This window comes from Candidatus Erwinia haradaeae, assembly GCF_900698885.1.
Lineage (GTDB): Bacteria > Pseudomonadota > Gammaproteobacteria > Enterobacterales > Enterobacteriaceae > Erwinia_E > Erwinia_E haradaeae_H.
Genome location: NZ_LR217705.1, coordinates 40793 through 53360, shown reverse-complemented (window position 1 = coordinate 53360; position 12568 = coordinate 40793). Strand labels below are relative to the sequence as shown.

The 12568-nt window shown below is 30.7% G+C and carries 10 protein-coding genes and 1 pseudogene; 9 read left to right on the top strand and 2 right to left on the bottom strand.

All coding sequences use genetic code 11. From position 1 onward, the window contains the following. The first annotated feature begins 736 nt into the window (after window positions 1-736). The 5 genes and pseudogenes from rsxA to rsxG all read left to right on the top strand — a co-directional run bounded on the left by rsxA (window position 737) and on the right by rsxG (window position 5446). A complete protein-coding gene (gene rsxA / locus ERCISPPS3390_RS00170) occupies window positions 737-1318 on the top strand; it encodes an electron transport complex subunit RsxA (RefSeq protein ID WP_197094854.1) in 582 nt (193 codons plus the stop codon). Continuing rightward, window positions 1318-1905: an electron transport complex subunit RsxB gene (gene rsxB, locus ERCISPPS3390_RS00165; protein ID WP_197095380.1), complete on the top strand. Its 588-nt coding sequence runs from the start codon at window positions 1318-1320 to the stop codon at window positions 1903-1905. Before rsxA ends, rsxB begins: the two co-directional genes overlap by 1 nt. After that, a pseudogene (rsxC, locus tag ERCISPPS3390_RS00160) lies at window positions 1889-3304 on the top strand (electron transport complex subunit RsxC); the annotation flags it as partial. The gene rsxB and the pseudogene rsxC, both read left to right, overlap by 17 nt. Window positions 3305-3737: 433 nt before the next feature. Next, window positions 3738-4811, top strand: coding sequence for an electron transport complex subunit RsxD (gene rsxD, locus ERCISPPS3390_RS00155; RefSeq protein ID WP_197094852.1), 1074 nt, complete (start codon window positions 3738-3740; stop codon window positions 4809-4811). Then, complete coding sequence (rsxG, locus tag ERCISPPS3390_RS00150; RefSeq protein WP_197094851.1) at window positions 4811-5446, top strand: electron transport complex subunit RsxG; 636 nt, start codon at window positions 4811-4813, stop codon at window positions 5444-5446. Before rsxD ends, rsxG begins: the two co-directional genes overlap by 1 nt. A gap of 904 nt (window positions 5447-6350) precedes the next feature. Here the strand turns inward: rsxG and gntU are convergent. Together gntU and gntK are read right to left on the bottom strand one after the other, a co-directional pair. Continuing rightward, on the bottom strand, window positions 6351-7691 hold the full coding sequence (gene gntU / locus ERCISPPS3390_RS00145) for a gluconate transporter (RefSeq protein ID WP_197094850.1): 1341 nt from the start codon (window positions 7689-7691) through the stop codon (window positions 6351-6353). After that, window positions 7688-8239 carry a gluconokinase gene (gntK, locus tag ERCISPPS3390_RS00140; RefSeq protein WP_197095379.1) on the bottom strand — a complete coding sequence of 184 codons (552 nt, stop codon included), beginning with the start codon at window positions 8237-8239 and terminating at the stop codon, window positions 7688-7690. Before gntK ends, gntU begins: the two co-directional genes overlap by 4 nt. A gap of 2051 nt (window positions 8240-10290) precedes the next feature. On the opposite strand from gntK, the gene atpB reads away from it, so the two are divergent. The 4 genes from atpB to ERCISPPS3390_RS00120 all read left to right on the top strand — a co-directional run bounded on the left by atpB (window position 10291) and on the right by ERCISPPS3390_RS00120 (window position 12567). Continuing rightward, window positions 10291-11112 carry a F0F1 ATP synthase subunit A gene (gene atpB, locus ERCISPPS3390_RS00135; protein ID WP_197094849.1) on the top strand — a complete coding sequence of 274 codons (822 nt, stop codon included), beginning with the start codon at window positions 10291-10293 and terminating at the stop codon, window positions 11110-11112. Between the two features lie 68 nt (window positions 11113-11180). Next, window positions 11181-11423: a F0F1 ATP synthase subunit C gene (gene atpE / locus ERCISPPS3390_RS00130; RefSeq protein ID WP_157990130.1), complete on the top strand. Its 243-nt coding sequence runs from the start codon at window positions 11181-11183 to the stop codon at window positions 11421-11423. A 113-nt stretch (window positions 11424-11536) separates the two neighbouring features. Continuing rightward, on the top strand, window positions 11537-12022 hold the full coding sequence (atpF, locus tag ERCISPPS3390_RS00125; protein WP_197095378.1) for a F0F1 ATP synthase subunit B: 486 nt from the start codon (window positions 11537-11539) through the stop codon (window positions 12020-12022). Beyond that, the gene (locus ERCISPPS3390_RS00120) at window positions 12022-12567 is read left to right on the top strand and encodes a F0F1 ATP synthase subunit delta (RefSeq protein ID WP_197094848.1); all 546 of its coding nucleotides are present in this window, start codon (window positions 12022-12024) and stop codon (window positions 12565-12567) included. Before atpF ends, ERCISPPS3390_RS00120 begins: the two co-directional genes overlap by 1 nt. Window position 12568: the final 1 nt, after the last annotated feature.

Sequence of the window (12568 nt, the reverse complement as noted above, 5' to 3'; positions counted from 1 at the left end):
CATATATAAAACTATAGTGTATAGCATGACCATTGATTAGCCTTAATTAAAGCTGTCATTGTATGAATTATTGTCGATTCTATAATTTATCTCATTTTTTATCAAAAAAAACACATATCACACCTTAAATATCTTAATAATAATATTTTTGTAAAAGATTCAATAGCAATCAGCTCACTTAAAATATTAACAATGAATAAAATTCAATAGATATTTTTTTATATATGTCTTATTATGATACATAAAATTCAACAAAATACCCTTACAAAATCCGTGGCATAAAAAATACAATCAAATCAATTTGATGCCTAATATTTATACAAATAAAATCAAGAAATAACTCCAAGACACACAACTAAAATAGAACTCGTCTATCAAAGATTGACACATTAAGAAGTAATGACTTAAAAATAATTATTATTAATTGGTGGCTTTAATATAAAACCAAACAGTTTTTATATTATATTAAAAAATATCTTACAGTTGTCTTTGTATTTTCATACCAACTATATCTTTATATAAATTCATGGGTTTTCTCAAAACTAATTAATGATATATAAATAATTCATCCGTATGAATATTAATTGGATATTAGTGCCAGAGGCGTAAATATGACTCCTTTCTATTTTAATAAAAATCTTTTTAATACCAAAAAACATAATAGTTAGCCTGAATGAATCACTTTAGAAAAATATTATCTATCTAGTTGATTTAAATTGAGAGTAAAGTATACCTCATGACTGACTACTTATTACTTTTTATTAGTACAATCTTAGTTAATAATTTTGTATTGGTGAAATTTCTTGGTTTATGCCCTTTTATGGGAGTCTCTAAACAAATAGAGACTGCAATTAGTATGGGTCTTGCTACAACATTTGTCATGACCCTCGCCTCGATTGTATCTTGGGCAGTAAATCTGTTAATCTTACTACCACTGGATTTAATCTATTTACGGACCATGACATATATTCTTATTATTGCCGTTGTTGTGCAATTTACTGAAATGGTAATGCGTAAAACAAGCCCGCACCTTTATCAACTTTTAGGTATTTTTCTCCCATTGATTACCACCAACTGCGCCGTTCTTGGTGTACCTATTTTAAGTGTCCACCTTCATCATACTTTTATGCAGGCTGCTCTATATGGATTTAGCGCTTCTATTGGATTTTCACTAGTGATGATTTTATTTTCTGGTATACGAGAACGTTTAGCTCTAGCTGATACACCATCACCATTTAAAGGGGCATCTATTACTTTGATTACCGCAGGATTAATGGCCATGGCATTTATGGGTTTTACTGGACTAATTAAAACATGATCACTTCAATCTGCATATCCGTGGCTGTTTTAAGCACAATTAGTTTTATTTGCGGCTCCTTATTAGGATACACATCCTACCGTTTTGCAATAACAGAAAATATAATTGTTAACCAAATTGATAAAATTTTACCACAAAGCCAATGCGGACAATGCGGTTACCCGGGATGCCTGCCTTATGCAAATGCTATTGCAAAACAAGATAAAATAATCAATAAATGTATCCCTGGTGGGGAATACGTTATGTTAAAAATAGCTAAAATAATTAATATTGATCCACAACCATTAGATAATTCAGCTATAAGTAAACCCGAGCATACAATTGCATGGATTAATGAAGATAACTGTATTGGTTGCACTAAATGTATTCAAGTTTGTCCAGTTGATGCTATAATTGGAGCAAAAAAAACTATGCACACAGTGTTGAGTGAAATCTGTACGGGTTGTAATCTATGCCTTGCCACATGCCCAAAACACTGCATTGATATGAATATAGCATCTAATACTCTTAACACATCTTACCGGGATCAACCTAACAGCATTGTTGAGCGAACCATTTTGGTACAAAACCATGTTACGAATATTTAAGAAGAAAATTAAAAAAAACCAACTATGGGATTTTCACGGTGGAATTCATCCATTAGATATGAAAAGTCAGTCCAGTAATACTCCGATACAAAAAATACCTTTACCACCACAATTCATTTTACCTCTTCGACAACACATAGGACCTGAAGGTGAAGTTAATGTAAAAGAAGGTGACCAGGTCTTACGTGGTCAGGCGCTCACACATGGTAATGGCAGTATGTTGCCAGTACACGCACCTACTTCTGGTGTAATAACAAAAATTACACCACATGCAACAGCTCATGCATCTTTATTAGAAACGTGTATATTTATTACTCCAGATGGGCAGGATCAATGCTACCATAAAAAAAACTTTAAATATTACCGTGATATGGATCGTTCGCAAATATTAAAAATTATTCATGAATCTGGAATAGCTGGACTAGGCGGTGCGGGATTCCCAACTGCAATTAAACTAAAATCTGGATTAAAAAAAATAAACACATTAATTATTAACGCTGTCGAATGTGAACCATATATTACAGCCGATGATCAGTTGATACAAGATCATCCTCTAGAAGTTCTAGAAGGCGTTCGTATTTTAGCTTGGATTCTCCAAGCGCATCAAATTCTAATAGGTATCGAGGATAATAAACCAAAAGCCATTTTAGCATTAAAAAAAACACTACAACATAATATGAATCCATCCATCTCTATTCGTGTTATCCCCACTAAATACCCTTCGGGTAACGCTAAACACTTAATAAAAATACTAACAGGAAAAGAGGTTCCATATAATCAGCATTCTTCTGAAATGGGCGTATTTATTCAAAATGTTAGCACTGCCTTTGCAGTAAAACGAGCTATTATTAATGGAGAACCACTTACTGAACGCGTCATTACGTTAACCGGTTCATCTCTAAGTCGTCCTGGAAATCTATGGGCAAGATTAGGTACCCCAATTAATTATCTACTAAAGCATGCTGGTTTTAATCCTAAAGGTCAACAAATTATACTAATGGGTGGTGCCTTAATGGGTCTTCCTTTGCCAACAGACGTTATACCAGTAATTAAAATTACTAATTGTATTTTAGCTCCAGATTCTGAAGAAATTAAAATAAATAAAGTAGAACAAAGCTGTATTCGTTGTGGTATATGTTCTGATGTTTGTCCAGTATCCTTATTACCGCAACAACTATACTGGTTTATTCGAGGGGGTGATCACGAAAAAGCTCGTAAACACAACGTCATTGACTGTATTGAGTGTGGCGCGTGTTCATATGTTTGCCCAAGTAATATTCCACTTGTGCGATACTATCAAAAAGAAAAAGAAATTATTCGGAACCTTGATGCGGATAGTAAACGCTCTATTATTGCTAAAACTCGTTTTGAAAAACGAAAAAAGAGATTATCACAAAAAAATAAACCAATTAAAAACAATTCCCCTCAACTATAAATCACCAACATAATCCTCTCTTTTCACAACTCTCAGCAATAGCGACTAAAGTTACGCAGAATATAAATATCTAAAAATAACAGTTAATATCTAAAAAAATAAATATTATAACTGTTCTCTATATTATCTATATTCAACTAATACAAGGCTAATTTTTGCTAGACTTTTGAGAAACTAAGAATAGAATAATAGAAAAATTATTTCACCTAATGTATTTACAAGATATATCGAGCAACGATATGTACAATCATGCACTCAAATTCACGATAATCATGTAGAAAAAATGAAATTTCTTAATTCATATGAATCATCTATCATATGAATAAAAACATCTATATTTCACAAATCGGAATCAGAAAATCTATTCTACACCTAAAATATTGGAGTAATCGGTCATATGAGTGTTTGTATTACCACTTGCCGCAGGTGGAACAAAAACCACAACACTAATCGCATTATGCTTTTAGTCTTAATTGCAACGATACCAGGTTTAATTGCACAATATTACTTATGTGGTTGGGGTAATCTCATACAAATCTTTATTTCTATCAGCGTAGCTCTAATCGCTGAATCTATAATTTTATGCCTGCGTCACTACCCGATATTAAACACTTTGCAAGATAACTCAGCGCTACTTACTGCTGTATTACTAGGTGTCAGTATACCAGCGTTATCTCCTTGGTGGGTAATAACAATTGGTACGTTATTTGCGATAATAATCGCTAAACAATTATATGGAGGACTAGGAAATAACCCATTTAATCCAGCTATGGCTGCCTATATAATGCTACTAATATCTTTTCCAGTACAAATGACCACATGGTGTTCTCTGTATGGACTGAAAAATATTCAACCTAGTTTATCCAGAACTCTAGAAATAATCATCCATCCCAAAACACAGACTAATTTAATCCAAACAAAAAAAAAATCCATATATATTGATTCTATAACGCAGGCCACCCCCCTAGATCACTTTAAAACTAGCTTACATGAAGGGTTTTCAACAAACCAGATTCTTGCACAACCGATATATAATATCATGTCAATAAATAACCCTAGCTGGCAATGCATTAATGCTAGTTTTTTACTTGGAGGAATTTTCCTATTAATCACACGTATAATTCGTTGGCACATCCCTCTGGCATTTTTAACCTCTCTAACAATCTGTTCAAGCATAGGTTGGTTTTTCTCTTCCGATCACTTACTACCACCTTTGGTGCATTTATTTTCTGGCTCTACCATGTTGGGTGCATTTTTTATTGCTACCGACCCCGTTACTTCGGCAACTACTAATCATGGACGCTTAATTTATGCCGCGCTTATTGGATTTTTAACATGGCTAATTCGAAGTTATGGTGGTTATCCGGATGGATTAGCATTTGCAGTATTATTAGCAAATATGTGTGCACCTATAATTGATTATTACACAAAACCACGTGTTTTTGGACATTATCCAAAGAGAATAATATAATGCTAAACATCATTCGGAAAAATGGAGTAATCCTTGCTATATTTGCTGCCATCACTACAGGCTTAACGGCAATTATTCATGAAGTAACAAAACCTGCAATTCAAGATCAACGATCTTTAACACGACAAAATCTATTAGATCAAGTCCTTCCGTCAAAACTATATAATAATAATCTTCAATCATCATGTTATATCATCCGAAATCCAGAGCTAGGCGATAACATAGAACATCGATTATATATAGCGAAAAAAGATGAAAAACCTGTAGCGGTAGCGCTAGAAACTACCGCATCTAATGGTTACTCTGGTAATATTAAAATAATTGTAGGAGCTAACTTTAATGGTCTAATTTACGGAGCCCGAGTACTCGAACATCACGAAACGCCAGGGCTAGGTGATAAAATTGAATTACGCCTTTCTAATTGGATAAATAGCTTTCATGATAAAATAGTAGATAAGCATCATATTGCTAACTTTGCAGTAAAAAAAGATGGAGGAGATTTTGATCAATTTACCGGTGCTACAATTACTCCAAGAGCAGTAGTAAATGCAGTAAAAAATAATACATTATTTATTAAAACTTTACCAGAGACAATACCTCACCTCAAAAAATGTAATAAAAATACTGAAGAATAAAATCAATAAAAATTTTTCATTAACAATCACTAAAAATATCAACCTAATGTATAGTAAAATCAATCATGAACTATCAAAAAAAATAGATGTGTAATTTCAATCAGAAAAAACAAAAATCACTATTACTACTACATACTAACTATAAAAACATAATGCCAATACAAAATAAAATAATAACATACTCAATAAATCAAAATTTTCCACATACCTCTGACAATTGAATCAATAAAATAAATTTTTTACTATGCACAGACATGTGCTATATCAAATATATAAAATATATATCTGATATTAGAGAAATATTAGAGAAATTAAAAATTTTTATATAAACATTATAGCATTTATGTTGCTCTTATAGAGCATCTTAACTATATACAACATAAAAAAATTACAGTGATAAAATAAAATCATGGAAATTTTTTTTAAAATCACAAAAAATTATACAATAATCAAAAAGAATTATTTAATCTTAGTTAATAACGCGCACATAAAATAAAAACCACAATGCTATAAAATATAACAAATATAATAGTCTCAGTATATTCATGATATAGATTTTAGTAAGCCTGGTTTTGTGACTATATGCTTTTTTTACGAATACTTTTAGAGATAAAACTATATACATATAGCATACCCATAATCATTCCCCAATGTATTGATATTTATTAAAATGTTTCATATGATCTAATTATTACTTTATGGTAATACTTTTATCCTCTATATCTCATAACGATCTAATAACTATCTAATAACTAAACAGATTAACACAAAATCTACAACATAAAATCATCACAAGCTAAAAAATCAAGAAACGCTATTAATTATAGTAATCTATAAATTACATCATCGAGTTTATAGAATTAAATCTTCTCCTGCGAGATTTTAGAATTATCTTTTTAAGAAATTATGATAATAACTTGAACGCTATAATCCCAACCATCCCCCCAACACTTCCTAAAATGGTCTCCATTACTGTCCATGTCCTTAATGTTTGAGATTCTGTAGCAGAAGTAAAACGACTAAATAACCAAAAACCCGCATCATTCACATGGCTTAAAATAATTGAACCACCAGAAATACACATTGATAATGCTGCTAATTGCGCCCCGGAATAATGCAATGGATCAATAACAGGGGTTACTAAACTAACCACTGTTAAACAAGAAATAGTAGCAGACCCCTGAATGATCCTTATCACGCCAGCCAACACAAAACAGGCTACTGCAATTGGTAAATCTGATCCTATTAAGACACGCCCCAAAGTTGAACCAATACCGGAATCTACTAGAACCTGCTTAAACACGCCACCAGCACCAATAACTAGGAGAATAATACCTGCTGGATGAAGTGATGAGGTACAGATCTGCATAATTTTATCTTTATCGATACCACAAGGACGCGCTATACCATAAATAACTAGTAAACATGCAACAAGAATAGAAATAAATGGATGACCAATTAACTCTAAAAAATTATAAATACTCTCATTTGGGGAGACAAAACACTCTCCAATTGTTTTAACGCATACTAAAATTAGCGGACATAAAATTAACAACAAACTTATAGGAAACGATGGCAGATGATTACTTTTCAATTGAGTGACAGTCTCTTCATGAATTTTTTGAAATTGAACATATTTACTAATAAAACCACCAAACATAGGGCCTGCAATTAACATTCCTGGGATAGCTGCGCAGACTCCTAATAATATCATCCACCCAAAATCTGCATGCATTTGCAAAGCTAGCAGCATAGGCGCTGGACCAGGCAATAAAAAAGCAGAAGCAGCAGCCATCCCGGAAAATAAAGACAAAAGTAGTTTTGCTAAATTTTCTCCAGTGCGATGCCCAACCGCAAAAGCAATACCAATCAATAGAACTACTGCCACCTCAAAAAATAAAGGTAGAGCGCAAATTAATCCAGCAACACCTAATGCATAAGAAGCACTACGTTCACTAAAGATTTTTAATATAAAAAAAGCAATCTGATTTACTATACCCACTTCCTGAAGTATTTTTCCAAACATTGCCCCAAGCGCCACAATAATAGCAAGAAATCCGAGTGTGCCCCCCATTCCCTTTTGCATAGTGGCAGTAATATGTTCTAGTGGCATGCCAGAAGCAACACCTGCAAAGATAGAAACTAAGATTAGCGCTATAAAGGCATGCATGCGTTCTTTCATAACTAAAAATAACAAAAGAAATACCGAGCCAACTGCTGTTAATATCAGCGTTATTGTATTCATGAAGACTCTCCTATGTGAGATTGAATCACATTATCAATAATTTTGATAGTGGCATCTATAACACACTGCAATGATTGATTAACATTAACCAACCACACATCTTTTTCATCATTACCGGGATCTTCTAAAATCGCAAATTGTGTTATCAACATTTGAGACTGAAAAAAATGTCCTTTACGCGACTGAAGACGTTCTTGTATAGTCTCAAAATCCCCTTTAAGGTAAATAAATGATAGATTAGGATGATCCATTCGTAATATATTTCGATAACTCTTCTTAAGCGCAGAACATACAATAAGTGACAGTTTATTAGTACGTTGCATAGCAAATATCGCATGATTAATAGCTTTTAGCCATGGGTAACGATCTCTATCACTTAACGCATGCCCAGATGACATTTTTTCAATATTATCACGCGGATGCAAGAAATCTCCGTCTAAAACAGCAGCATGTAAATGATACGCAACTGCGTTAGCAATAGTAGACTTACCGCTACCGGATACACCCATGAATACAAAAACATGGTAAAAAGGAACAGAGTAATTCATCATTGTTACTCCATCATAAATTAGTAATGCATGGTTTTATGACTATAAAAATACAGTTATAATAAACATTAATACGCTTATAACGATCTAAAACGGTACCGCATAAATAAATTACTTACTATTATCTCTTGTATTATATAGTTATTCATGTTAAAAATTTTATTTTTAACATGAAACTAAAATTGCTTGAAATAATATATAATTTTTGCAGGTATTATTTTGATCTTAAAAAGTCACTAAAGCTGACAATATACAAAATTTTAGCGTTTTAATATTCAATAAACTTTATATGTTGTAATAATTAAAATAAAACCACTTCACTTCGATATCTTTCTCTCAACCATTAGCATTTTTGGCGATAATTAGTTTAGCGTCGAAAATTTTGAAAAAAAAAGATTCGGTAAATTTATCAATAGACTCAACTGATCTAATCTATTGAGATTTTTAAAAAATTAAAAACAAAAAATCTTTATAAAAAGTTATTTTATATAAAAATTTTAAAAGCCTCTCTCTCATAATATGATCTTACTCATAATATGATCTTACTCATAATATGATCTTAAAATTTAACACTCTACATAATGGTTTTATGTGTCATCTAGTGCTGATCAAGACCCTTGAAAATATAATATCACTGATAAATTAAAATTTATTGACAAATTAAGCCCTTTTAGTATTAATATAAATATATTTAGTATATTATACTCAAACTATATCATGTAAAATAAAAACCTGTTGGAATGTATTCCTTATTCATTCTAAATATTAAATATCTAAATACTAGTAGATTATTTTAATACCATTGTATATAATATACTTACATTTCATATGTTAATAATGTCGCATGTTAATATTATATTACATATATTTTATTTATCTAAAATCATCTAAAATCTAAATATATTTAGATTTTAGAATCTACATTTAAAACTTAATTTTTACGCTAATACTGTTTATACTAAACTTTGCTTAAGTTTTACTAAATAATTTTAAAAATCATTCAAAAACAAAGTAATAAAAACATATCTCAAGAAAAATAAAAGTTAATTGAGATCAAAATTGATACAAGTCATGTTACAATCAGTTTATATTTAAAATTTTAAAATAATAGATCTCATATTCTAATAACTTATAACAAATAACAAATTTAGATTTTAAACTGTCATCAATTCAGATTAAATAATTTGTAGCATTCATTTTACCTTAAAACTTTACCTTAAAACTTAAAGTTTTAAAAATTTTAATAGCAATCTAAATATCAAGATATCAAGATTCTGTTTTAATATTAAAGATATTTAGAAATATTAAAGATATTTAGAAAAATAGGATTATGTAATTTTAGATAAAAAATATAGTTTATTTAAATTCTTATTAAAGAAGAGAATTTTGTATAAAAGAGCATCTTGAATATTCTATATATTTAAATATTAAATATAACCAAATACCATTTACTATTTACTTGATGGCTGCAAATCTATAAAGAAAAAATCTAAAAAAATAAAAATATTATTTTTAATTAAAGATTAAAGTACATTAAGTTAAACTCAAAATAATAACACTAATAACAAATTAAATAGTTGACGGTATAATAATACCACATCTAAAAATCGTAAAAGTGCTCATACTAATCTAATATGAGTATATAAAAATATTAGTATATATTAGTATATAAAATTTAGTATATAAAATTATAAAATATTAAATATATACATTATCTTTAATAAAAACGTATAACACTAAGTAGTTTTTTAAATTATTTTCTATCAATTTTTTTCTATAAAACTAGTCAAAGAGGGTGTTATTTAATATTTAAGTTACTATCAAATATAAAATAAAAAATACTAAAACAGAAACAGATAATTTTTATCTAAAAGACATCCTCAAAAGACTACTGGTTATAGTAGTAATCTATTAAAATTTTTTCTATACTTTTAGGATTTTATAATTCCTGTAATTTTTAAACGGCGTATTATAACTATCAACAATAGTGCGCGCATCAATTATATACCTGTTATTTTATTATTTTTAATATATTAAGGATGGTATATACTATGGCCGTAGACGCAACATCGACACCACAAGAGTATATTTCTCATCATCTGCATAATCTTCAGATTGATCTAAAAACTCTTAAGTTAGTAAATCCAAATAATTACCCAGAAACATTTTGGATTTTAAATATTGACTCTATATTTTTTTCTATCGTACTAGGCTTCGCTTTTTTAATATTATTTCGATTAGTTGCGCAATCAATAACTCATGGTACACCTGGAAAATTACAGACCGCTATTGAATTAGTGATTCAATTAGTAGATAACAATGTTCGTAACATGTATCATGGGAAAAGTAAAATCATCGCACCTCTAGCCTTGACTATTTTTGTATGGGTTTTTCTCATGAATCTAATGGATATTCTTCCTATTGATTTTTTGCCATATATTGGAGAAAATTATTTATTTAAATTGCCATCATTAAGAGTAGTCCCGTCTACTGACATAAACATCACGCTCTCTCTAGCGCTTGGAGTATTTTTTTTAATACTTTTTTATAGTATAAAAATTAAAGGTATAAGCGTATTTAGCAAGGAACTTATACTAAAACCATTTAATAACCCTATATTGATTCCAATTAATTTTATTCTCGAAAGTGTTAACCTATTATCTAAACCCATTTCCCTCAGTCTAAGATTATTCGGAAATATGTATGCAGGTGAATTAATTTTTATCCTTATTGCTGGTCTCTTACCATGGTGGTCACAATGGATACTCAGCGTTCCGTGGGCGATTTTTCATATTTTAATTATCTCTCTACAGGCATTTCTTTTTATGGTATTAACAATTGTCTATCTATCGATGGCATCTGAAAAACATTAAAATTTCTTATGATTATTATTAAATAACTTTTATTTGTGCTTTTATACTATTCTAAAACGGAGGCAATAATGGGGCACCTAAATATGGATATACTGTACATGTCTGCCGCGATAATGATGGGATTAGCGGCGATTGGTGCAGCAATTGGAATTGGAATTTTAGGCGGGAAATTCTTAGAAGGTGCTGCACGTCAGCCAGATCTAGTACCTCTGTTAAGGACACAGTTTTTTGTTGTCATGGGTCTGGTCGATGCAATTCCTATGATTGCTGTCGGGTTAGGTCTATATCTCATGTTTGCTGTTGCATTATAAATAACTGCTAACTAGTTATTTATAAAAATTTAAAAAATGAGATCAAACAGTGTCTATATCTTTATCTATTAAGTAAGAGTAGTGCACGTTATATCATAATGAGGTATCGTGTTATGAGCATTAATGCAACCATTCTTGGACAAGCTATTGCTTTTATTCTTTTTGTTTGGTTTTGTATGCATTATATATGGCCGCCACTGATGGCCGCCATTGAAGATCGTCAGAAAGAAATTACAGATAGCCTTGTTTTTGCAGAAAACGCCCGTAAAGAAAGTGAGATAACAAAATTTAATGCGAATACTGTTTTACAAGACGCAAAAAAAGATGCTCAAGCTATTATCGAGATGGCTAACACCCGCTACTCTCAAATTTTAGAAAAAGCAATAATCGAGGCCGAAAAAGAACGAAAGAAAATAGTAACTCAAGCTATTACTCACATGAATATTGAACGTCAAAAAATAAAAGAAGAGTTATGCCAACATTTAGCGCTGTTAACTATAGAAGGTGCCGAAAAAATTCTTAAGCGCTCCATCAATGATGCTGACCACAAAAATGTAATTAATACATTGATCGCTAAACTCTCGAAAGGCATAGTCTAATGTTTGCAGATATAACCATTGCACGTCCATATGCACGAGCGGCTTTTAATTTTGCTATTGAACAACAAAACGTAGACTACTGGAAAAAAATGTTAACAGTTGCTACTTTAGTATCATGTGATGAAAAAATAAAACATTTAATTAAAAGACCTATCTCACCAGCATTGCTTTCTGAAAGATTGATGACAATATTTGACTCTCAGCTTGACTATAAAACAAAAAATTTTATTAAAGTAATAATTTACAATAGGCGTTTATCTATATTACCCACTATTCTAGATCAATTTATGAAATTATGTGCCATGCATGAAAATGTGATAAAAGTAGAGGTAATTTCTTCCATAACACTAAATCAGAACCAGCTTACTGAGATCAAAATCGTTCTAGAAACGCGCTTCTCATGCCATGTTAAACTTCATTGTAAAATTGATCCATCTATAATAGCAGGTGTTATTCTTAAAGCAGGAGATACAATCATTGATGGAAGCATACGAGGCCGAATTAAACAACTGACCGGTGCTATATTATCTCAAGGATCAAAATGAT